Annotated in this window: 18 protein-coding genes and 1 pseudogene; 16 read left to right on the top strand and 3 right to left on the bottom strand. The window is 59.1% G+C overall.

The features are described 5' to 3' along the window. Positions 1–3: 3 nt before the first annotated feature. Positions 4–783: a transporter substrate-binding domain-containing protein gene (locus CKW20_RS24780; RefSeq protein ID WP_095055232.1), complete on the bottom strand. Its 780-nt coding sequence runs from the start codon at positions 781–783 to the stop codon at positions 4–6. Positions 784–1,310: 527 nt separating this feature from the next. Between CKW20_RS24780 and CKW20_RS24775 the strand changes: the two genes are divergently transcribed. Continuing rightward, a complete protein-coding gene (locus tag CKW20_RS24775; protein ID WP_095055231.1) occupies positions 1,311–2,357 on the top strand; it encodes an ornithine cyclodeaminase in 1,047 nt (348 codons plus the stop codon). 178 nt (positions 2,358–2,535) lie between these two features. Beyond that, positions 2,536–3,156, top strand: coding sequence for a TetR/AcrR family transcriptional regulator (locus tag CKW20_RS24770; protein ID WP_095055230.1), 621 nt, complete (start codon positions 2,536–2,538; stop codon positions 3,154–3,156). 185 nt (positions 3,157–3,341) lie between these two features. On the opposite strand, the gene CKW20_RS24765 is transcribed toward CKW20_RS24770, so the two are convergent. Further along, the gene (locus CKW20_RS24765) at positions 3,342–4,802 is read right to left on the bottom strand and encodes an efflux transporter outer membrane subunit (protein WP_095055229.1); all 1,461 of its coding nucleotides are present in this window, start codon (positions 4,800–4,802) and stop codon (positions 3,342–3,344) included. A gap of 219 nt (positions 4,803–5,021) precedes the next feature. Here CKW20_RS24765 and CKW20_RS24760 point away from each other — a divergent pair, with 219 nt between their 5' ends. The 3 genes from CKW20_RS24760 to CKW20_RS24750 all read left to right on the top strand — a co-directional run bounded on the left by CKW20_RS24760 (position 5,022) and on the right by CKW20_RS24750 (position 9,651). Continuing rightward, positions 5,022–6,131, top strand: a complete 1,110-nt coding sequence (locus CKW20_RS24760; protein WP_095055228.1) for an efflux RND transporter periplasmic adaptor subunit — start codon at positions 5,022–5,024, stop codon at positions 6,129–6,131. Continuing rightward, positions 6,128–9,217, top strand: coding sequence for an efflux RND transporter permease subunit (locus tag CKW20_RS24755; protein WP_095055227.1), 3,090 nt, complete (start codon positions 6,128–6,130; stop codon positions 9,215–9,217). Before CKW20_RS24760 ends, CKW20_RS24755 begins: the two co-directional genes overlap by 4 nt. A 131-nt stretch (positions 9,218–9,348) precedes the next feature. Further along, complete coding sequence (locus tag CKW20_RS24750; protein WP_095055226.1) at positions 9,349–9,651, top strand: putative quinol monooxygenase; 303 nt, start codon at positions 9,349–9,351, stop codon at positions 9,649–9,651. Between the two features lie 259 nt (positions 9,652–9,910). On the opposite strand, the gene CKW20_RS24745 is transcribed toward CKW20_RS24750, so the two are convergent. After that, positions 9,911–10,504 (bottom strand): isopenicillin N synthase family oxygenase, encoded by a 594-nt coding sequence (locus tag CKW20_RS24745; protein WP_256585123.1) that lies wholly within the window; start codon positions 10,502–10,504, stop codon positions 9,911–9,913. Between the two features lie 29 nt (positions 10,505–10,533). On the opposite strand from CKW20_RS24745, the pseudogene CKW20_RS24740 reads away from it, so the two are divergent. The 11 genes and pseudogenes from CKW20_RS24740 to bcsB form a co-directional block, all read left to right on the top strand. Then, positions 10,534–11,211: pseudogene (locus CKW20_RS24740) on the top strand (GlxA family transcriptional regulator); the annotation flags it as partial. A gap of 97 nt (positions 11,212–11,308) precedes the next feature. Further along, positions 11,309–12,460, top strand: coding sequence for an MFS transporter (locus CKW20_RS24735; protein WP_095055225.1), 1,152 nt, complete (start codon positions 11,309–11,311; stop codon positions 12,458–12,460). Positions 12,461–12,481: 21 nt separating this feature from the next. Then, positions 12,482–12,787 carry a dihydrodipicolinate synthase family protein gene (locus CKW20_RS30270; protein WP_218228016.1) on the top strand — a complete coding sequence of 102 codons (306 nt, stop codon included), beginning with the start codon at positions 12,482–12,484 and terminating at the stop codon, positions 12,785–12,787. 222 nt (positions 12,788–13,009) lie between these two features. Continuing rightward, positions 13,010–13,141: a hypothetical protein gene (locus CKW20_RS30015; RefSeq protein WP_256585121.1), complete on the top strand. Its 132-nt coding sequence runs from the start codon at positions 13,010–13,012 to the stop codon at positions 13,139–13,141. Between the two features lie 812 nt (positions 13,142–13,953). Beyond that, positions 13,954–15,549, top strand: a complete 1,596-nt coding sequence (gene bcsE, locus CKW20_RS24725; RefSeq protein ID WP_371857451.1) for a cellulose biosynthesis protein BcsE — start codon at positions 13,954–13,956, stop codon at positions 15,547–15,549. Next, positions 15,546–15,746 (top strand): cellulose biosynthesis protein BcsF, encoded by a 201-nt coding sequence (bcsF, locus tag CKW20_RS24720; protein ID WP_095055224.1) that lies wholly within the window; start codon positions 15,546–15,548, stop codon positions 15,744–15,746. Before bcsE ends, bcsF begins: the two co-directional genes overlap by 4 nt. Beyond that, the gene (bcsG, locus tag CKW20_RS24715; RefSeq protein ID WP_095055223.1) at positions 15,733–17,364 is read left to right on the top strand and encodes a cellulose biosynthesis protein BcsG; all 1,632 of its coding nucleotides are present in this window, start codon (positions 15,733–15,735) and stop codon (positions 17,362–17,364) included. Before bcsF ends, bcsG begins: the two co-directional genes overlap by 14 nt. Continuing rightward, positions 17,334–17,570, top strand: coding sequence for a cellulose biosynthesis protein BcsR (gene bcsR / locus CKW20_RS24710; RefSeq protein ID WP_095055222.1), 237 nt, complete (start codon positions 17,334–17,336; stop codon positions 17,568–17,570). The genes bcsG and bcsR overlap by 31 nt, the downstream gene beginning before the upstream one ends. Next, entirely contained in the window at positions 17,567–18,289 is a 723-nt protein-coding gene (gene bcsQ / locus CKW20_RS24705; RefSeq protein ID WP_095055221.1) for a cellulose biosynthesis protein BcsQ, read from the top strand. Before bcsR ends, bcsQ begins: the two co-directional genes overlap by 4 nt. Then, positions 18,286–20,880 carry a UDP-forming cellulose synthase catalytic subunit gene (bcsA, locus tag CKW20_RS24700; RefSeq protein ID WP_095055220.1) on the top strand — a complete coding sequence of 865 codons (2,595 nt, stop codon included), beginning with the start codon at positions 18,286–18,288 and terminating at the stop codon, positions 20,878–20,880. The genes bcsQ and bcsA overlap by 4 nt, the downstream gene beginning before the upstream one ends. Further along, positions 20,877–23,165 carry a cellulose biosynthesis cyclic di-GMP-binding regulatory protein BcsB gene (bcsB, locus tag CKW20_RS24695; protein ID WP_095055219.1) on the top strand — a complete coding sequence of 763 codons (2,289 nt, stop codon included), beginning with the start codon at positions 20,877–20,879 and terminating at the stop codon, positions 23,163–23,165. Before bcsA ends, bcsB begins: the two co-directional genes overlap by 4 nt. Positions 23,166–23,167 lie beyond the last annotated feature (2 nt).

The following is a 23,167-nucleotide window of genomic DNA, read 5'->3' as shown; positions in this document are numbered from 1 at the left end:
GGATCAGTTGTTGTAGAGATCCAGATCACCGAAGTGTTTCTGCTGGATCTGCGCGTAGATGCCCTTGTCGTGCAGGGCCTTGATGGCGGCATTGAGCATGCCTTTGAGCTCTTCGTTGTCCTTGCGCACGCCAATGGCGATTTCCGCTGGCACCAACGGGTCGCTGATGCCTTCACTGTTGTGGAAGTCCGCCCCTTGTGGCGAGGTCAGGAAACTCATCTGCGCTTGCAACTTGTCCTGGATCGACGCATCGAGACGGCCAAATACCAGGTCGGCATAGACCTGATCCTGATTCTGATAGGCCCGCAGTTTCACCCCGCCCGGCCCCAGTTTGGCCTTGGCGTAGGTTTCCTGAATCGTGCCCTGCATGTAACCGATGGTTTTTCCACGCAGCGATTCGGCGGTGGGCAGCAGTCCGGAATCCTTGCGGGTAACGATGGCGGTCGGTCCGGCGTACAGGCGATCGGTAAAGTCGATCTGTTTTTTGCGTGCGTCGGTAACGGTCATCGAAGATTCGATGGCATCGAACTTACCGGCCTTGAGCCCCGGAATCAGCCCGTCGAAATCATTGCTGACCCACACGCAGGTCAGCTTCAGCTCGGCACATATTGCATTGCCCAGATCCACACCGAAGCCCTGAACCCCGCCATCGGCCGTGGTGGATTCAAAGGGTGGGTAGCTTGGGTTGACGCCAAATCGCAGCTCCTTCCATTCCTTGGCACTGGCGCCCGTGGTGCAGCACAGCAACGCGAGTGCCGGCAAAGTCAGCCATTTGATGTTCATTTCTTGAGTCCCGGATTATTTGGATTTATCGCGATCCAGCGCCTGCGTCGGACCACACTTTTTGACAGGGGCAGAGAGTCGATGCGGTCTTCACCGCAGCCGTTTTTGTTGTTGTTATCGACTGGAAGCAGCCAGTCGTCGGAGTTGCATTCCATCTTAAGCAGCGATCAACAAGCGCTTGAAACGGACCGTCAGAATGCCAATTGCCGGGAGGGAGCTGGTGTCGTAACTCCACGTTCAAACAGCGTGCCTGTGCTGAACGAAGGGCTTTCACAGCCGATTCTGTCGTCGCTACAAGTCACTGTGTCCCCGCTTGAAGGGAGCGGCACAGGCATGTGCTTGTCTTTGCGACCTTCTTCATCTGCATGACGATATTGCAGTGGCTGTCACTTCGCCGATTGCGCTGTGCGCTCGCTGTTTTCGACTTCTCTTGCTGTATCCAGGGTCAATATTGGCCGAAATCTTCTCTGAGTTGCCTCGACAATAGTCCAGACCGGCACACCAAAAATCGCCCAAAGGAACCCAATATGACCCGTTACATTGACGTCAATGATCTGAGCCGTCTCGTCCAGGAAAAAGGCTTGCCCCGTTGCCTGATCGAAATGGCCGAGTACATCCGTCAAGACTACGTACGCTGGCCGGATTTCGAGAAATGCGCGCGCCTGGCGAACCACTCACCCGAGGGCGTCATCGAGTTGATGCCCGTGTCTGATGCATCGCTATACGCCTTCAAGTATGTCAATGGACATCCGAAGAACACGCACAATGGCATGCTGACGGTCATGGCCTTTGGTGCGCTGGGAGACATCGATACCGGCAAGCCTGTCTTACTGAGTGAAATGACGCTGACTACCGCCATTCGCACCGCTGCCACTTCTGCACTCGCCGCCCGCTACCTCGCCCGACCGGACAGTCGCCGAATGGCGCTCATCGGCAACGGCTCACAGAGCGAATTCCAGGCCCTGGCATTTCATACGTTGTTGGGCATCACTGAAATCAGTCTCTACGACATCGATCCTGCCGCGACGGCGAAGCTGGTTGCCAACCTGCGGGCCTACCCCGCCATACAGGTGACCGTTGCCAAAACCGTCGCGCAAGCGGTACGTGGCGCCGATATCGTGACCACGGTCACGGCCGACAAAGCCTACGCAACTATTTTGACGCCTGAGATGATCGAGCCTGGGATGCACCTCAACGCAGTGGGTGGCGACTGCCCCGGCAAGACCGAACTGCACCGGGACATCGTCGAACGTGCGCGGGTCATGGTCGAGTACGAACCGCAAAGCCGCATTGAAGGCGAAATACAGCAGATGCCCGTCGACTCACCGGTTATCGAGTTCTGGAAAGTCATCAATGGTCAGACTCAAGGTCGGCAGGATGCCGAGGAAGTCACCTTGTTCGACTCTGTCGGCTTCGCCATCGAGGACTACTCCGCCTTGCGCTATGTGCTGGATGTTGCAAAAACGCTCAACATTGGCAGCGACATTCAGCTGGTGCCAGAGCTGCAGGATCCCAAGAACCTGTTCTCGCTGCTGCAGCCTTCAGCAACTGACGATGTAAGGCTTCGGGCTTAACTCTACTCGACACTTCAACGCGTTCACCTGGCGGCCCTTTCGGCTGCCAGGAGGAACCCTGAACTATCCTTCGGTCGTTTGAGCCTTTTTTACAGCGCCATCCGCTGCGCGGATTTGTGACTGTATATCCTGTCGGTCACAAGTTGTCAGTCAGCTATAGGGTGAGTAAGCTGTTCTCATGAATCAGCCATCGATATCTTCGCCCAGCGCCCGTGGCCCAGCCGATCACGACATTCGAAACCAAATTGTCGCGGCGGCCAACGAACACTTCAGTCAGTACGGCTACGGCAAAACCACGGTCTCCGACCTGGCTAAAGCCATCGGCTTTTCCAAGGCCTATATCTACAAATTTTTTGATTCCAAGCAGGCGATCGGTGAAGCCATCTGTGCAAATTGTTTGGCGGAAATCGTTGCGGCTGTTGAGCAGGCCATCAATGTAGAGACCCTTTCGCCAACGGAGCGCTTTCGACGCTTGGTCAAAACGGTGATCGCCACAGGTGTGAATCTGTTCTTTAATGATCGGAAACTCTATGATATTGCAGCGTTTGCTGCGTCGGAGCGTTGGCCCAGTTCGCAAGTTTATGATGCACAGATCAAGCAGTTTATTTTACAAATTGTGCGTGAAGGGCGAGAGATGGGTGAGTTTGAGCGCAAGACTCCCCTGGACGAGACTGTAGAAGCAATACATCTTGCTCTGCGGCCATTCGTCAACCCTCTACTGCTGCAATACAACCTCGATTTCGTCGAAGAGGCGCCTACGCTCACCTCTAATCTCATCTTGCGTAGCCTCATGCCTTGATCTTCAGCTAACGGTCGAACGCCTACTGGCCTGAGCGACATATCACCCAATCGGCTTTTCACTTTGCCCTTCCTCCAGCCGTCGAAGGGCATTTATTTGCCCGTTATGTGACTTTTATCTGAAATAGTCACATGGCAATACGCTCGTCCTGCGCGGCCCAGGTCAAAACGATGATTGGGGTTAAATCATCGAGTCGCCACAGACCGGGCCTCAGGAGGCTGCCAACCACCACCGAGCGCCTTGAATGCTGCGACCGCCGCCCGTGCCGATTCCGTTCGCGCCTGTGCTCGCGCATCGGAAGCCTGCAGCATCGTTTCGTCGGCGTGCAGAACATCGATCAGGCTGGCTGTGCCTTTCTCGTAGGCAATGAATGACGATTGGCGAGCCTGTGCCAGAGATGCCTCGCCTCCAGTCAGGGTGGTTGCCTGAGCTTCCCGATTCACCAGGGCGGAGAAGGCATTCTCAACATCCTCGGTGGCGCGTAATACGGACTGACGGTAAGCGGCCAGGGCTTCGGCTTCCTGTCCCTTGGCTTGATCGATTTGAGCATTTATCCGGCCAAAGTCGAAAAGCCTCCAGCGCAGCCCCAGTACGCCCGCCGACTGGCTGGCTCCACCGGTGAAAAGGTTGCCGCCGGAGACGGTCGTGGCACTTCCCAGCAATGCGCTGAGGGAGAATTTCGGGTAGTACTCAGCAATCGCCAGCCCGATGCGTGCATTGGAGGCCGCAAGTCGGCGCTCAGCCACGATGAGATCGGGCCTGCGGCGCAGCAGATCGGCCGGCGTTCCCGTGGTCTTTATCTGCGGCGCAAGAGGAATGCTCCCTGCATTTGCCAGTTGCGTGCGATGAGTGCCTGGTGGTGTACCGAGCATTACATCCAGTGCATTCGTGGCAGCATCCAGTCCGGTCTGCAGGACCGGCACTGTCGCTTGGACCTGCGATAGTGCTCCCTCGGTCTGGTGAACCTGATAGTTGGCAGCGAGGCCCTTGCCGTAGAGCAAGCGGACTTTCTCTAGCAGTCCCTGCTGCGTTCTGACTTGTCGGTTCGCAATGTCCAACCGGGCCTGCAATCCGCGGATAGTGATGTAGATATCGGCGGTTTGCGCGGCGATGGCCAGTCGTGTGGCAGCGACGCCCGCCTCAGAAGCCTGGTACTCGGCGAGTGCGGCTTCGCGTCCGCGTCGCAGGCCGCCAAAGACATCAACCTCCCAGCCAGCACTGAGATTAACCTCATAGGCGCTTGCGTACCGATCATAGCCAGGCGTTGAGTTCAACACCTGGCCGAGCGGGGTTTCGATTGACTGGTAGGAGCGCGCAGCCTGGCCACTGATGTTCCCCGAGGGCAGTAAAGCGGCATTTGCCGCACCCAATCCCGCCCGCGCCTGCGTGACTCGCGCCCACGCCTGCGCCAGATCCAGATTCTGCTCAAGAGCCTTGGAGACGAAGTTGGTTAACACTGGATCACCAAAACCTTCCCACCAGGCCACAAGACTGGCCGGCGTCACTACGGGCCTCTGCTCGACAGCAGATTGACCCACGTAACGATCCGAAAGAGGAGCGTCTGGACGTTGATAGTCCGGACCGACCGCGCAGCCTGCCATTAAGCTGGCGCTCACCAAAAGAGCAATGGGACGATGGAGAGGCATTGAGGTTCCTTCAATCGAGGATATTTGTGACCATATTACGTTATGGTCACATCCTGTCAATCAACGCCATTTGATCAGGCCTCAAAATTCTCTCCAATGAATACGGCTGCTTTTGCGTAAACACAGAGATTCCCAACACTTCCAGATTGTGACCATTGACAGATATGGTCACCAGCCTGAGAATGTGGCGCATGTCCTATTTTTTAAGTAAGGGAATCTATGCGCCGGCTTCGACCTGTCCCTATTGCTGCTTGCTTATTGCCTCTAGTCCTGACGGCGTGTGGCAACTCATCCACCGCTGAAGATCCACGCACGCATGCTCCTCTGGTGAGGTCCTCTGCGGCTCAGGGTTCGTCCGACGTTTCACGCTCTTTCACTGGCGTCGTGGCTGCCCGCGTCCAGGCTGACCTGGGCTTTCGGGTATCAGGCAAGATACTTGAGCGTTTGGTTGACACTGGTCAGACCGTTAAGCGGGGTCAGCCGCTCATGCGTCTTGACCCAATCGACCTGGGGTTGCAGGCGCGAGCACAGCAAGAGTCGGTCACAGCCGCTCGGGCCCGAGCCAGGCAGACAGCCGATGACGAGGCTCGATATCGCGACCTGGTCACCGCAGGCGCTATTTCTGCATCGGCCTACGACCAGATCAAAGCAGCGGCCGACACCGCAAAGGCACAGTTCAGCGCTGCTGAGGCGCAGGCTGACGTGGCTCGCAATGCTTCTGGTTATGCGGTGTTGTTTGCTGATTCCGATGGAGTTGTGGTGGAGACGCTCGCCGAGCCCGGGCAAGTCGTCAGCCCGGGGCAGCCTGTGGTTCGACTGGCACGGGCCGGGCAGCGCGAAGCCATCGTGCACCTGCCCGAGACGCTACGCCCGGCAGCAGGATCCACTGCGCAAGCAACGCTTTACGGCAATACCATGGGTGCTGTTACAGCGAAGCTGAGGCTGCTTTCTGACTCGGCCGACCGTATGACGCGCACCTTTGAGGCGCGGTATGTGCTTGAGGGCGCGTTGGCCAATGCGCCGCTGGGGGCGACCGTCACTCTTCGGATCGCCGAAGGCACCGCAAATGGACAGGTGTTGCAAGTGCCGATCGCTGCCGTTTATGACCCGGGCAAAGGTACTGGCGTGTGGGTCATTGCTGGCGAACCAGCAAAGGTGACCTGGCGGCCTGTTCGGGTCTTGGGCTTGAGCGACGACGCAGCGCGAGTTGCAGGCGATCTCAAGGTCGGCGAGCAGATTGTCGCGTTAGGCGCACATCTGCTGCGCGATGGTGAGGAGGTGAGACTGGCTCAACAGGGTGACGTCAAAGTTGCCGGGGGCCATCCATGAGCCAGGGGCGCTTCAACCTTTCGGCGATCGCCGTTCGCGAGCACTCGATCACGGTATTCCTGATCTTGCTGATCGCTGTTGCAGGGATCCTGTCGTTCTTCCAGCTGGGGCGTGCGGAAGATCCTCCGTTTACGGTAAAGCAGTTGACGGTCATAACCGCGTGGCCAGGCGCTACGGCGCAGGAGATGCAAGATCAGGTTGCAGAGCCACTTGAAAAACGCCTGCAAGAACTGAAGTGGTACGACCGCACGGAAACCTACACCCGTCCAGGTCTTGCCTTCACCATGGTGACACTGCTCGATCGCACACCGCCTTCCCAAGTGCAGGAGGAGTTCTATCAGGCGCGTAAAAAGCTCGACGATGAAGCCATCAAGCTACCGGCGGGTGTCATTGGCCCGATGGTCAACGACGAGTTTTCAGATGTGACATTTGCGCTTTTCGCCTTGAAAGCCAAAGGCGAGCCGCAGCGACTGTTGGTGCGTGATGCGGAATCGTTGCGCCAGCGCCTGTTGCACGTGCCGGGTGTGAAGAAGGTCAATATCATTGGTGAGCAGGTCGAACGCATCTTTGTTTCCTTCTCTCATGATCGGTTGGCCACGCTGGGTGTATCTCCCCAGGACATTTTTGCCGCGCTGAACAATCAGAATGCGCTTACGCCTGCCGGCTCAATTGAAACCGATGGGCCGCAAATCTTCCTCCGCCTCGACGGTGCATTCGATAAGGTGCAGAAGATTCGTGACACACCTCTTGCGGTGCAAGGTCGAACACTGAAGCTCTCGGACGTGGCTACGGTCGAGCGTGGCTATGAAGATCCGGCCACCTTCCTCGTGCGTAATAACGGTGAGGAGGCCCTGCTGCTGGGGGTCGTGATGCGTGAGGGCTGGAACGGTCTTGACCTGGGCAAGGCATTGGACGCGGAGACGACCAGGATCAATGAAGGCATGCCGCTGGGCATGACGCTCACCAAGGTCACTGATCAGTCCGTGAATATCAGTTCGGCCGTCGACGAGTTCATGGTCAAGTTCTTCGTCGCCCTGCTGGTTGTGATGCTTGTCTGCTTTCTCAGCATGGGCTGGCACGTAGGTATTGTGGTGGCGGCGGCTGTGCCATTGACACTGGCCGTAGTGTTTGTGGTGATGGCGGCCACTGGAAAGAACTTTGACCGTATTACCCTCGGGTCGTTGATTCTGGCGCTTGGACTGCTGGTGGACGACGCCATCATTGCTATCGAAATGATGGTGGTAAAAATGGAGGAAGGCTACGACCGCATCAAAGCTTCCGCGTATGCCTGGAGTCATACGGCCGCACCGATGCTTTCCGGTACGCTGGTGACCGCCATCGGCTTTTTACCCAACGGTTTCGCACAGTCGACAGCCGGCGAGTACACCAGCAATATGTTCTGGATCGTGGGCATTGCCCTGATTGCATCATGGGTAGTTGCGGTGGTTTTTACCCCCTATCTGGGCGTGAAGATGTTGCCGAAGATCAAGAAGGTCGAAGGTGGTCACGCGGCCATCTATAACACCCCTAATTACAACCGCTTCCGCCAGATTTTGACGCGCGTCATCGCCCGCAAATGGCTAGTGGCCGGTACTGTTATTACTACGTTTGTCGTAGCGATTCTCGGCATGAGCCTGGTCAAGAAGCAGTTCTTCCCTACCTCAGACCGTCCTGAGGTGTTGGTCGAAGTGCAAATGCCCTATGGAACCTCCATCGAGCAGACCAGCGCCACCACCGCCAAGATAGAGGCCTGGCTGCAAAAGCAGGCTGAAGCAAAAATCGTCACAGCCTATATCGGGCAAGGTGCACCGCGCTTCTACTTGGCGATGGCGCCGGAACTCCCTGACCCATCATTCGCGAAGGTTGTGGTGCTGACGGACAGTCAGGAGGCGCGTGAGGCCCTCAAGTTCCGTATTCGCGAGGCAGTTGCTGAAGGACTTGCCCCAGAAGCCCGTGTCAGGGTGACTCAACTGGTGTTTGGTCCGTATTCGCCATTCCCTGTTGCCTACCGGGTAATGGGACCTGATCCGACAAAATTGCGCGAGATCGCCGGCCAGGTACAGGAAGTGATGCAGGCGAGCCCGATGATGAGAACCGTCAACACCGACTGGGGCTCGCTTACGCCGACGTTGCATTTCACCCTGGATCAGGACCGCTTGCAGGCGGTGGGGCTGACGTCCAGTGCTGTCGCGCAGCAGCTGCAGTTCCTGCTCGCGGGGGTACCCATCACGGCAGTTCGTGAAGACATTCGTTCGGTGCAGGTGATCGGGCGTGCTGCGGGTGATATCCGGCTCGACCCTGCAAAAATAGAAGGCTTTACACTCGTGGGCACGGCGGGCCAGCGGATTCCGCTGTCCCAGGTAGGGGAAGTCGACGTGCGTATGGAGGATCCGATCCTACGGCGTCGTGACCGCACACCAACCATTACCGTGCGCGGCGATATTGCCGAAGGCTTGCAGCCACCGGACGTCTCGAGCGTGATCACAAAGGAACTGCAGCCGGTCGTCGACAAGTTGCCTGATGGGTATCGTATCGAGCAGTCCGGTGCAATCGAGGAGTCGGGCAAGGCTGGCCAGGCGATATTGCCGCTGCTCCCGATCATGATTGCCATCACGCTGCTGATCATCATCCTGCAGGTACGTTCGGTCTCGGCGATGATCATGGTGTTTCTCACCGCGCCGCTGGGGTTGATTGGCGTGGTGCCGACATTGCTCATCTTCCAGCAACCGTTTGGTATCAACGCCCTGGTTGGGCTGATCGCGCTGTCTGGCATTCTGATGCGTAATACGCTGATTCTGATCGGGCAAATCCATCACAACGCACAAGAAGGACTGGATCCGTTCCACGCAGTGATCGAAGCCACAGTACAACGTGCTCGCCCGGTGCTGTTGACAGCGCTGGCAGCCATCCTGGCGTTCATCCCCCTGACACACTCCGTCTTCTGGGGGACCCTGGCCTACACACTGATCGGAGGTACGTTCGTCGGAACCATCATGACGCTAGTGTTCCTGCCAGCGATGTACTCCATCTGGTTCAAGATCAGTCCTGTCACTCAGAGGCAAACTGAAACAGCAGAACTGGCGTAAGCGCGCGAACTTACTAGAAAAGAGGATGCCACCCCGTCCTCTCGTTGTTCACCTCACTACAAAGTTGACAATTCATGTGTTCTCAATAGGTAATGCAATCAAATTTCTGAATACCAGCATGGAGCATGTTTATGGCTAGTGAAGTGAAGCTGATAATTTTGATTTCTACGCAGGCGGGGCGAGGACAAGAGCAAATTGATGCATTTGAAAAACTTGCCCCACTTGTCAGAAATGAAGATGGGTGCCTGCAATACGACCTTCATAGGGTCACTGACGATGAAGACCAATTTGTTTTGATTGAGCGATGGGCGTCGAAATCAGCCCTGGAAGCTCATGACATTACGCCTCATATGATTGCAGCTGACGCATACAGTCCTACCTTCAGGGCAGGCCCTGCGACCGTTTTGCACCTTGGATCAACGATCCCGGCTTAGATCCCATTTGTCATCACGCAGGCTGCCACTTATGTGGCAGCAGCTCGGCAATTTCATTCGCTCAATGCGTTGGCAGGCGCGTGAGAATGTCCTTCAAACAGGCATAAGGATCATGCTCGCTAAGTCGCGCCGGCTGGTTCAAAGGGCACCAATTTACTTGGGACAAGCCTTGATCTCTCGACGAATTGGTGATCGCGGTAACCTCACTGCTATTACTCAACAATACCTAAATCAGGCATTAGCGTAGCCAGAAGAGCGATCATACCTTCTCGATTTCTTGAAGATGCGCATAGCTATCAACGAAACGCTTAAATTTGTGTTTACCACAAGTGTACGCTTCGTACTTCGCGGGTTGAGCCTCACTCACGCAGGTTGGCACAGGCTCAACAACTGCATCAAAATCCAAATCAATAAAGAAAGGAATTGAATAGCGCTCTAGACCGCTAGTATTTATGACGCGATGCATTGTTGAGGTGTAGCGATCGTTGGTGAGGGTTTGAACCAGGTCACCAATATTGACGATAAAAGTGCCTTCGACTGGTGGGGCAGTAACCCACTCCCCTGCACGGTTCCTGACTTGCAAACCGCCCACTGCATCTTGGGACAGGACCGTCAAGAAACCATAGTCCGTGTGTGCCCCGATACCGATCTCCTCTTGGGAAACCCTTCCGATCTGGGGCGGGTAACGCAAAATCCGTTGAATAGTGATGGGCTTACGCTGAAGATGTTCAAAGTAATCTTGTGGTAAACCCAAGCTCAGCGCGATCCCGCCAATAAGCATTCGCGCGAGTGCCAATACAGAGGAATGGTAATCTTCGGCAACCTTCTCGAATTGCGGCAGAGAAGACGGCATTTGATTAGGGCCAAAAAATGGAGAAATCTCATCGTAATGTCGCCTCTCTTGGCGCGACCATGGGGGGATTGTGGAACGGTGCATTTTTCCTGGCGGAAGCTCAGCTAATGGACGGTGTCGAGTGCGCCTTCCATCCAGATGGGCGAGCAATGATGGAGGATGTTTTCCCCAAAGTCCTGGTCTCTTGTCGAACTCACGTAATAGACAAAAACCGTATCACGTGCGCCGGCGCCAGCAGCTCGTTACGAATGATGCTGGAGCTCATCACCGCTAAACAAGGCGTGTCACTGACCCATGCTGTCGAGGAAATACTCAGTTGCGATCAGAGCTCTGAAGTTTCTGGGATATCGACTGTCATCGTTGACTCTGACCCCACCTTGCCACAAACCCTGAAGCTCGCTTTAGAGCTGATGCAAAAGAACATCGAAGAGCCGTTATCGATCGATGAACTGGCTGAGTGTGTGAACATTTCCCGACGACAATTGGAACGTCGCTTCTGTCGTTTCGTGGGCGCCACGCCCACACGTTACTACCTTGAGCTGCGCTTGACTCGAGCGCGACAGCTTATTTTGCAGAGCAATCGGCCGATCACCGATATCGCGATTGCGACCGGCTTCTGTAGTTTCGCCAACTTCCATATGCGCTTTCGGGACTTCTTTGGCGTCGCGCCGAGTAGTTATAGAGCGACGCATGAGCGCAGGCGCTAAGTTTTCCGAAACCCGGGCATGCAAAAAACACAAGAACCCGCACTGTCTAAGCCGAGCAAATGATGACTAGCATCATCGATAAGGATTACCGAGAATTATGAATGCTCCATCGCAAGTGTTGGTACCCACGGCTAACCACAGCGAGCGGATGTCTACACGCATCGCCTTCCTTATCGCGGGCTTACTCATGTCCGCATGGGCGCCTCTGGTCCCATTGGTTAAAGCCCGCGCTGGCTTGGACGATGGTGGCCTAGGGTTGCTGCTTCTTGGCCTGGGCGGTGGATCAATTGTGGCCATGCCCTTCGCTGGTTATCTCACAGCACACTATGGATGCCGACCGGTCGTAATCTGGTCGACGATTGTCTTGTGCGCCGTTTTTCCGCTGTTGAGCACCGTGGTCTGGCTGCCCGGCCTGGTCATAGCTGTCATTATCTTCGGCGCCAGCATGGGCATGCTTGATTGCGCCATGAACATACAGTCCGTCATCGTCGAGAAAAACAGCGGGCAGGCACTTCAGTCCGGCTTCCATGGCCTTTACAGCGTCGGAGGCATATTGGGCGCCGGGGCGATGACCGCCCTGCTGACCTTCGGCCTGAATCCGTTGATTGCTGCGCTCTGCATCGTTGCCACCGTTTTGGGAGCGCTTTACAAGGCTGCGCCTGCTTTGCTGACTTATGGCACTGAACGGGGTGGACCAATGTTCGCGGTGCCCAGGGGTATCGTGCTGTTTTTAGGGGCGCTCTGTTTCATCGTCTTCCTCACTGAAGGCGCAATACTCGACTGGAGCGCGGTTTTCCTTGTCTCGAGCCGAGGGTTAGAGCCGAGCATCGCCGGTTTGGGCTACGCATCCTTCGCCGCTGCGATGACGGTGGGCCGCCTGACAGGAGATGCCATCGTCAGCAAACTTGGCGGTGCGCGCGTCGTTGCGCTAGGCGGGCTCTGCGCAGCCGCAGGCATGCTCGTGTCGCTTGAGATCGAAGGTTGGGTCGCGCCCTTGATTGGCTACGCTCTGGTCGGGGCTGGATGCTCAAACATTGTCCCAGTGCTCTTTACCGCTGTAGGCCGCCAGCAACGGATGCCACAGTCGGTAGCCATCCCCGCTGTCATCTCGATGGGCTACGCGGGCATTCTGATCGGTCCCGTATTTATCGGGGCGGTCGCCCATCTAAGCACCTTGTCATTCGCTCTGGGTTGCATAAGTGTTCTGCTGGTTTTTGTCAGTGCGACCGCTCGATTACTTCGCAATTAACCGAATCCAGGATGAAGTAGAGTGATATCGCGCTTGCCGATCATTGGCTACAACGCACCTCAAGCGGTCGGCGTCGAAGTCACTCCGGATCTTCACCGCAAACTGTGCCTGATCCCTGGTTTTTCAGGCGTTAAGGACAGCAGCGGCGATCTCGGCAAACAAGCCTCACTGATCCGCACCGGGTTGCCTGTCATGAATGGCGCTGACCCCTTTGGTTCCCTATGCGCTCTTTGCTGGCTGTGCAGGGCTCATCTGGGGCGGTGCGAACATGGCTCCCAAGACCTGCGTCGCGCTAGTAAAAGCCGCCACCCAACATCTTTGGGATGAGGCTCGGGAAATCTGAACGCTGCTTGAACCCGTGATGTCGCTGATTTGGGAGGGCGACTACGTTCAATCCGTTTATGCCGGCGCCGACATCACCGGATACGGTGCCGGCCAACCCCGGCGTCCCCTGACTCCCCTTTCTGCCGAGCAACCAGAGTGCTACTCGACGCGCTAGGGCAACTGGTAGAACTCGAAGCCAGCTGCGTCTTGAGCAAGGGAAACACCATGTTCGTCGCTTCAAAATTGCAACTGACCACGACCTCCGGTTGGGTTGAGCTGCTGGACCGGCGAACGCCGACGCTTCCCCTTCAAAAGGCAATTACAGTCGATATTGCAATCATCGGCGCAGCCCGCTGAGTTTTTTGCGCTCTCGAATGGGCTGTGACGATGGCCAAGCGCATGCCGCCATTTTTTTGGCGCCATTTGGTTGTTTCTAATGATAATTCCCGAATCAACTCTTGGACAATTCAAAAAATTGGCGGTATCATTTTAATATCAACCTTGCTGTCGACTTGCTTAACCGACATGACAAGCAGCGGATAGGCTTCGAAACCGTGGTTGCACTTGCCTGTACGTTGCGCTGTTTGCGGCGCCTACCGGGCTCGGATCAAAATGCACAGACCAGCAGCTTGATTTGCCATGCACCCTGGTGAACACAAAAGTATTCAGACAAGACACTCGACTGAGTGATTGGTGACGACAGGGCTGGTTCAAGTTGCATGGGAATCCCGCCACGCCAACGAGGTGCCGCGTTGACAGCGCCCTCGGCCCTGAACGCGAAGCTCACCGATCATTGTCGTAAAGTCTTGATAACCAAGGAAAGGTTCGCTGCAAGATGACAAGGACGTTATCCATTACTCGAAAAAACACTCGATGATTGCACGCCGCGAGTCCCGGCTTTACGGGATCCCGAGGCGCTGCCGTGGATGGTTCAAGAAGTCACACGAGCCAGACACGGAGCGCCCCGGATTGTTTTCGCATCCGATATGGCAACTGGCACATGAACGGGTCTGCCCCGTCCAGCAGCAAGGATGATTCAGATCATGTCAGGCGCAGGGTTCATCCTGAACGTTTTTTCGAGGTATTTCGGCCAGATGGCAGCTCCTTTGCAACGGCCGTTGCACACCCGGTTCACAGGGTAAGAAAGCGGTAGAGGATCGATTGTTGCATTGGGCTTGCGGCCCGTTTGGTTTAAGGCATTTTTCTGTTACGCAGAGGTCAGTTTGAGTCATGTCAGCTTAGGCATCCGGCATTTGCAGGATGAGCAAGTGCTATTGCGTCAAGGCGGCCTGTACTGGGTCTCCGTCGACCTGAACGGCGATGCCGAGACGCTTGCGCTTCAGTTCCTGAGCGCCTTGCCGCAAGCCCAGCCAACCACACTGGTATGCGGCGGATGCGATCCATGGATCCTTCTGGAAAACCTCGACGGCGAGTCTGGCCCGGAGCGTCTGCGGCTCTTCGAATTAGCCGATGATGATCTCGGGATGGCCCTGAAATCCTGGGTGTCCGAGCTGCATCGCAGCGTCAGGACCCCAGGCAGTCAAATCCTCCTGCTATTACCGGCCCTGGCCTGGCGGCGTTTTGACGCCCGGCATCTGCAGCAATGGTGTGAAGAAGTGCGCCAGTGGTTGCGCCAGCGTCGCTGCACCCTGGTGGTACTGTGCCACGGTCAGGAACCGGCGGTGCATGCCGAACTGGTGGGCCTCAACGAAGAGTTATCGGGGTTGGCGCAGTTGTATCGGCGTGATGGCAGCATCCGTTATCAGCTGCACTTCTGGCACAACGAGCTGGGCGTGTGTACCGCCCAAGAGTTCGAACTGGAGCAGGCCGACGGCGTTCTTGGCTTGAGCCAGGCGCAACGTGGCAGCCCGCAAGCCATCCGCACCGATGACCGGCGCATCTACCTGATTCAGCGCAGCGTACTCGAAGGCGCACCGCCGCTGTCCCAGCAATGGCGACTGTTCGAGGGGCGCAACGAGTTGCTGCTGCACGCCCTCAAGATGCGAGCCGCTAGCGTGATCGTGGCCATCGAAGGCAACGACCAGGTCGAAGACCTTGCCCGTCAGTTGCACAAATTGCGCAATCAGTGCGGAGCGGCACTGAAAATCATCGTTCGCGAAATGGAGCCCTGCCTGCGCTACCGCGACGAGCGTCTGCTGCTGGCCTGCGGCGCCAATCTGATCGTGCCGCTGAAGGCCTCGCTGGCGCACTTTCTAAGCCTGACCGATAGCGTGCAGGGGCAGCTCTGGCATTACCGCAGCGACATTGATTTCCAGACCCTGTACGACCGCATGCACCCCCCTCATGTTCGCGGGCTGCTGACACCGAGCACGTTCATCGCAATCCTGGACCAGGTGTATAGCGGCGCCTCGGGCGAGATCAGCCACCAGTTGCTGAAACTGCAGTCACGTGGCGGGCTCGAGATCGAGCAATACCTGAGTCAGATCAGCCTGCGCCGCTATGGCGACATCGCTTGCGTGCTGGACGGCACCTTCTACCTGTTTCTGTTCGCCTGTCGCGCCGATGGCCTGGAGCCGGCCCTGGGCAATATATGCCGCCTGCCATGGGCCGATATTTTCAGCGCCTGCGAGTCATTGTCGTCGGTGGATCACTTGCCGCGTAAGGACTTTATCGAGGCGACCGAATTGCCCGAGACCTTCCGGCTGGCGGATGAGCGGGTCGTCGACAACCTGTTGCCGCCCGTCGGGTTGACCGGCTTTACGCCACACCGCATCACCCTTTCGCTCACGGAACCTTGCGCATGATGTATTCCGAGTTGCTGCAGGTGATAGCCGCCAGCAGTCTGCTGACGCTGGCGCTGGCGCTGCTGCTGAGCCGTTTCAGTCAGCGTATCAGGCGCGGGCTTGAGCGTTACTTGCGCCCGCGTTACTTGAAATCCCGTGGCGTACGTCGGCGTACGACCCCGCAACCTGCCCAGAGTGAGCCCCATGAGCCGTCTTGAAATCCCTGTCATCGCGCAACCTGCGTGGAGCTGGCCGGGTTTGGGCCTGTGGAACCTGTACTTCCTGATCAAGTTGCTGTTGTTCTGGGGCGGTTACCTCAACCTGCAGATCCTGCCCAATCTGGTGTTCGCTGCCGTCTTGCTGGTGCCGTTGCGCAATCGCCATGCGAGTCTTCTGCGTTGGCTGATCGCCGTGCCGCTGGGGGTGGCGCTGTTCTATCAGGACTCCTGGTTGCCGCCGTTCAGCCGCCTGCTCGACCAACCCGGCGTACTGAACTTCACCGGTGAATACCTACTGGAGCTGGCCGGTCGTTTCATCGACTGGAACCTCTGCGGGCTGCTGCTGATCGTGGTGGTGGCCTACCTGTTCGTCAGCCAGTGGCTGCGCCTGACCACCCTGACCCTGGGCTGGCTGGCGTTGCTGGGCAGCGCCAACCTGCTGGCTTTGCAAGCACCCGCGCAACAGGCTGCGAACCCCGGCACGGCTTCTGCCAGCGCCGTGGTCAACAACGCAGAGCCCGACAGCGCGACGCTGGACGACTACCTGCAGAAGTTCTATGACACCGAGGCCGGCCGGCGCGTCGAGTTCAAACCCTCGACCTCGGCGGCCCAGCCGTTCGATCTGCTGTTGATCAATATCTGCTCCATGGCCTGGGACGACCTGGACTCCGTGGGCCTGCGGGACAACCCGCTGTTGCAGCAGATGGATGTGGTGTTCGACAACTTCAACTCGGCCACCGCCTACAGCGGCCCGGCGGCGATACGTCTATTGCGCGCCAGCTGTGGCCAGCAACCGCACCACAAGCTCTACGGCGTGGCGCCGGAGCAATGCCTGCTGATGGACGATCTGCGCAAGCTCGGGTTTGCCAGCGAAGTAATGCTCAACCACACCGGGCAGTTCGAAGGCTTCCTCGATGAAGTCCGCAGCCAGGGAGCTCTGCCCAATCCGGCGGTGAGCGCCTCGAACCTGTCGCGGGCACTGGTGGGCTTCGACGGCTCGCCGATCTGGCGCGACCGGGAAGTCCTGGACAAGTGGTGGCAGCACCGCGAGAACAATCAGGATCCGCGCGTGGCGCTGTTCTACAACACCACCACGCTGCACGACGGCAACCGAGCGCTGACTGCCGACGGCGGCACCAAGAGCGCCGAGTACAAACCTCGTGCCCAGGCCCTGATCGACGACCTGACGGCCTTTATCAAGAAACTCGAGCGCAGCGGTCGACGCGTGGCCGTGGTGATAGTGCCCGAGCACGGCGCGGCGTTACATGGCGATCGCATGCAGATCCCCGGCATGCGCGAGATTCCTAGCCCGTCGATCACTCACGTGCCGGTGGGCATCAAGCTGATCGGCATGGGTTCCGCGGCGAACTCAGCCCCACTGCATGTCAGCGCACCCACCAGTTACCTGGCCTTGTCCGAAATCATCGCCCGTTTGTATGCCGCCGCTCCTCAGGCCGAGGGCCAGGGGCTGGACTGGCAGGCGCTGTTGAGCGATCTGCCGCAGACCCCTGCGGTGTCCGAGAACTCCGGCACCGTGGTGCTCGACTACGCCGGCAAGCCCTATGTCCGGATCAAGGAGAAAGGTGCATGGCTACCTTACCCTCAGCGCTTCAAATGAGTGCCTTGGCGCATGCCCGTAACGGGCGGGCCGATGACATCGCCCGACTGAAGCTTGAGCTGGAGCTGCAGGACCTCGAGTACCTGGACATTTCCGCCGAACTGGAACTGCGCCGCGCCTTGCAGCGCTGGCCGCTATTGGCCGAGCTCGAAGAGGCACTGCAGCTGGAAACACAACTGAAGGCCCCAGAGGAGGTGAGGACGTGAGATCGCTGAGTCTGCGCGGGTTGCGTGGGGGCGTCGGCAGCAGTTCCCTGTTGGCGGGGATAGGCTACGCCCTGCACAGCCTGGGCGAGCGGGTGCTGGTGGTGGACATGTGTCCGGAAAACCTGCTGCGCCTGTACTTCAATCTGGCGACCCTGGAAAGCGGCGGCTGGGCCCGCGGCATGCTCGATGGCGAGAATTGGTACAACCAGGCCTGGAGCCTGGCGCCAAATCTGAGTTTGCTGCCCTATGGCCGCCTCGACCGTGACGAACAACTTGAAATGGAACGCCGCCTGGCGATGGACCACACCCTGTGGGCCAAGCGTCAGGCCAGCCTGGCCGAACACTACGACTGGGTACTGTTCGATGTGCCGCAGCGCCTGGTCGGGCACGGCAACACCGGCCCCTGCCATTTCCCTATCCAGATCGCCGAAGCGGACGCTGCTTGCCATGTGCTGCTGCAACAGCAAGAGACGGTAAGCGGTCCGCTGCTGGTCAATCGTTTCGATCCCGGTAGCCAGTTGCAGCGCGACTTGATGCTTATCTGGCGCAAGACCCACGCCGATCGGTTGCTGTCCCTGACCGTGCACAACGATGAGGCGATGCGCGAGTCGCTCGCGTTCAAGACCCCGATCGGGCTGTATGCGCCGGGCAGTCTGGCGGCCCAGGACGTGCTGAGCCTGGCGACCTGGTGCCTGGCCCGCCGCCGGGAGGTGGCATGATTGCCCGCTGGTTTCCCTACACCTACCTGCGTCGCGAGTACGATACCCCCCCTCTGACCGGGCTCTGGCTGGCCTCGCTCAATGCTCTGGCCTGGCTGTTCCTGCGCCTGGAGGCGCCGGGCTGGCAGCAGTTGCGCGAGCAGCGCCAGCGCTGGTATCCGCAGTTGGCGAACAAGCCACCGAGCCTGGGTGATCCGCTGCGTTTCCTGGTGCAAAGCGTCTGGTTGCTGCTGGTGCAGCCGCTGCGGCCACGCCACCCGCTGAGCTGGCCGCGCTGGACGCGCCCCGCGCGGCTGCGGCAACGCCTGCTCGGCGTGCGCTTGGACCGCTTGCTCGAAGCCTTGCCGCGCCATGTCCAGCAAAGCCGGCGAGTACGGCAGAGCCAGATCTGGTGGAAAGACCTGGAGCCTCGCTGTCAGCGCTGGCTGAACATCGGTGTGGGCGTGGTAGCGGTGGTGCTGATGTTGGTGTGCATCACCGAACCCTTCGGCTACATCGCCCAACTGGTGTTCGTGATTCTGCTCTGGGCGCTGGCCATGCTGGTGCGGCGTATCCCGGGGCGCTTCCCGACGCTGTTGATGATCGTCCTGTCGACCATCGTGTCCTGCCGTTACCTGTGGTGGCGCTACACCTCGACCCTAAACTGGAACAACCCGCTGGACCTGACCATCGGCCTGTTGCTGCTGGCGGCCGAAACCTACGCTTGGGTGGTGTTGATCCTGGGCTATATCCAGACCTGCTGGCCGCTGGAGCGCCAGCCGGCGCAGATGCCTCGCGATACCCGGTTGTGGCCCACCGTCGATCTGCTGATCCCGACCTACAACGAGGACCTCTCGGTGGTCCGCGGCACGGTCTACGCCGCCCTGGGCATCGACTGGCCGCAGGACAAGCTGCGCATCTATATTCTCGATGACGGCAAGCGCGAGAACTTCCGCCAGTTCGCTGCCGACGTCGGCGTCGGCTACATCACTCGCGCCGATAACCGGCATGCCAAGGCCGGCAACCTCAACCATGCGTTGAGCCGTATCGATGGCGAGCTGGTGGCGATTTTCGACTGCGACCACATCCCTGTGCGCTCCTTCTTGCAGCTCACAGTGGGCTGGTTTTTGCGCGATCCGAAGCTGGCCCTGGTGCAGACCCCGCACCACTTCCTGTCTCCCGACCCGTTTGAGCGCAACCTGAACATGTTCCGTCGCCGGCCCAACGAGGGCGAACTGTTCTACGGCCTGGTGCAGGACGGCAACGATATGTGGAACGCGGCGTTCTTCTGCGGTTCCTGTGCGGTATTGCGCCGCGCCGCGCTGGACGAGATCGGCGGCTTCGCGGTCGAAACCGTGACAGAGGACGCCCATACCGCGCTGCGATTGCACCGGCACGGCTGGAACTCGGCCTACATGCGCATTCCCCAGGCTGCCGGGTTGGCGACCGAAAGCCTGTCGGCGCACATCGGTCAGCGGATTCGCTGGGCCCGCGGCATGGCGCAGATTTTCCGCACCGACAACCCCTTGCTGGGCAAGGGCCTGACGATCTTCCAGCGGGTCTGTTATGCCAACGCGATGATGCACTTCCTGGCCGGGCTGCCGCGGCTGGTGTTTCTCACCGCGCCGTTGGCCTTCCTGTTTCTGCACGCCTACATCATCTACGCCCCGGCGTTGATGATCCTGTTGTATGTGCTGCCGCACATGATCCATGCCAGCCTGACCAACTCGCGGATGCAGGGCAGTTTTCGCCAGACATTCTGGGGTGAGGTCTACGAAACGGTGCTGGCTTGGTACATCGCCCGACCCACCACCATGGCGCTGTTCAACCCCAGGAAAGGCAAGTTCAACGTCACGGCCAAAGGCGGCCTGATGGAGCACAACCAGTTCGACTGGAAAATCGCCCAGCCCTATCTGGTGCTCTCGGCCCTGAACATAGCGGGCCTGGGCTTCGCCTTCTGGCGCTTGTTCACTGGCCCCGCGACCGAGATCGGCACGGTGCTGGTGAGCACTCTCTGGGTGGTCTACAACCTGCTGATCATCGGTGCCGCAGTGGCGATTGCCGCTGAAGTTCGGCAGGTGCGCCAGACCCACAGGGTGCAGTCCAAGCTGCCGGCGGCCGTGCGTCTGGATAACGGTCGCTTCTACTCCGGCATGCTGGTGGATTACTCCGACGGCGGCGCCGGGTTCCAGGTGGATGTGCCGCTGTCGCTGCCGGCGGGCAGTCGCGTTTCTCTGCTGATGCAGCGTGGGCAGCGCGAGTTCCTGTTTCCCGGCGTGGTCTGTCGTAGCCACAAGAACTTCGTGGGCATCAGCTTCACCCAGCTCACGGAGCAACAAAAGATCGATTTCGTGCAGTGCACCTTCGCCCGGGCCGACGCCTGGCTTAACTGGCGCGAAGACTTCGCCCAGGACCGGCCGCTGCACAGTTTCCTGGACATTCTCAAGCTGGGCGCCAAGGGTTACTACCGGCTCTACGAATACCTGCCAGCCTGGGCCCGCGTGGTGATCGGTCCGTTCCTGCGCCTGCTGGCCTTGCTGGGCAGTTACCTGCCGCGTATGCCCCTGGCGTCTTCCCCCTCCTCTTCTTCTATAACGGTGAACGCATCATGAGCCGCTATTTCAGCAAATCTTTATTTGCCAGCCTGGCGCTCCTGGCCGTCGCCTGCGCGCAGGCCGCCCCGGCGCCTGTCACTCCTCCGCTGGCGCAGGAGCAGCAAGCCCCGAGCTGGGCCACCACGCGCACCTTCGAACAGCTGGGGCGTTCGGCCGACAGCCTGTTGCTGGGGATCCACAACAGCGATCAGATCGAGTTCACCCTGCGGCGCGACCGTATCGCCAGCGATGCCAGGCTTAAGCTGGAATACACCCCGTCTCCGGCGCTGCTGCCGACGCTCTCGCATATGCGGGTCTACCTGAATGACACCCTGATGAGCGTGGTGCCCATCGAGAAAGAACAACTGGGGCGCAAGACCACGCAGCAGATCGCCCTGGATCCCCGGCTGGTCACCGATTTCAACCGCGTCCGTCTGGAATTCGTCGGCCATTACACCGACATGTGCGAAGACCCCGCCAACAGCGCCTTGTGGGTTAACGTCAGCCGCGCCAGCCAGGTTTCCCTGCAGGAACAGGCACTGGCGACCAAAAACGATCTGGCGTTCTTCCCGAGGCCATTCTTCGACGCACTGGGCTATGGCAAGCCGGTCATCAACCTGCTGTTCGCCGCCTCCCCGACCGTAGGCGAACAGCGCGCCGCCGGCATCCTGGCCTCTTACTTCGGCAGCCTGGCGGGTTGGCGTGGTACCCGGTTCCCGGTGCTATTCGATCAGTTGCCGGCGAGCCAGGACCAGGACACCCTCAACCCTTCGGTGGTGTTCGCCACCAACGATCATCGGCCACAGTTCCTCGCTGACCTGGAGAAGTTCCCGCTGGTGCAGGCGCCAGTGGTGCAGCTGATCGACCACCCCAACGACCGCTACAGTAAAGTGCTGCTGGTAATGGGGCGCAATGACGCTGACCTGGCGGTGGCCGCCCGTGCCCTGGCCTTGGGCGGCGAGCTGTTCCGCAGCTCGCGGGTGACGGTGGAAAACGTCCAGCAGTTGCAGCCGCGCAAGCCCTACGACGCCCCCAACTGGATGCGTACCGACCGCCCGGTGCGCTTCGCCGAACTGCTCAAGTACCCTGAGCAGTTGCAGATCAGCGGCCTTCTGCCGCGGCCGATCATCCTCGACATCAACCTGCCGCCCGACCTGTTCGTCTGGCGGAACCAGGGCATCCCGCTGCAGACCAAGTACCGCTACACGCCGCCGTCGACCAACGACGAGTCGCGCCTGAACATCAGCCTCAACAACCAGTTCATCACCAGCCTGCCACTGCTGCGCAACACCAACAGCCGTCTGGAAGAACTGCGCCTGGCGGTGCTGTCCAACGAGTCGGCAAACACCAGCGACCACCTCTTGGTACCGGCACTGAAAATCGGCGATCGCAACAGCATCCGCTTCGATTTCAGTTTCGCCAGCACTTTCGGCAGCTCCCAGCGCGACCGTTGCCAGACCTCCCTGCCGGTGGACACCCGGGCCCTGATCGACGATGAGTCGACCATCGACCTGTCGGGCTATCACCATTACATCGCCATGCCGGACCTGCGCGCTTTCGCCCGCAGCGGCTTCCCGTTCAGCCGCATGGCCGACCTGTCGGAGACCCTGGTGGTGGTGCCGGCCAATCCGACCGCCACCCAGCTCAGCACCTTGTTTGAGGCGGTCGCCAAGATCTCCTCGCAAACCGGCTTCCCGGCGCTGGCCCTGAACCTGAGCGACAAATGGGATGACGCCAGGAAAGCCGACGTCGACCTGCTTGTGCTGGGCGCCCTGCCCGCGGACCTGCGGGACCAACCGGACCTCAACCTGTGGCTCGACCACACCCGCGACTCCCTGATGCAGGCGTCGAATGCCGCCGCCGGTCAGTCTTCGCCCCGGGCCGGGCAGATCAACGATGAGCGCAACCTGGGAGCCAACCGGGTCGAAGTGTCGGCCAAGGCCCCGATGGCAGCGATCGTCGGTATGCAGTCGCCCTTCCATAGCCAGCGCAGCATTGTCGCGCTGCTGGCCACCGATACCCCCGACTACCAGATGCTGCGCGAAACCCTGAGCGATAACGGGAAAATCGATGCCGTGTCCGGTTCCGTGGCGATGATCCGCAGCAGCGGCGTGAACAGCCAGCTGGTCGGCGAGCAGTACTTTGTCGGCTACTTGCCCTGGTGGCTGATGCTCTGGTTCCAGCTCTCGGAACATCCGGTACTGCTGGCTGGCATGGCGGTCCTGAGCGTGCTGCTGACCGCCTTCCTGCTGTGGCGCGCCTTGCGCTGGGCTGCGCGTCGTCGGTTGGCGAACGAGGAGTAAGG

This window comes from Pseudomonas sp. Irchel s3b2 (assembly GCF_900187445.1).
Taxonomy (GTDB): Bacteria; Pseudomonadota; Gammaproteobacteria; order Pseudomonadales; family Pseudomonadaceae; genus Aquipseudomonas.
Note: the sequence above shows the minus strand (reverse complement) of the source record. Positions and strands in the feature narration are given on the sequence as shown.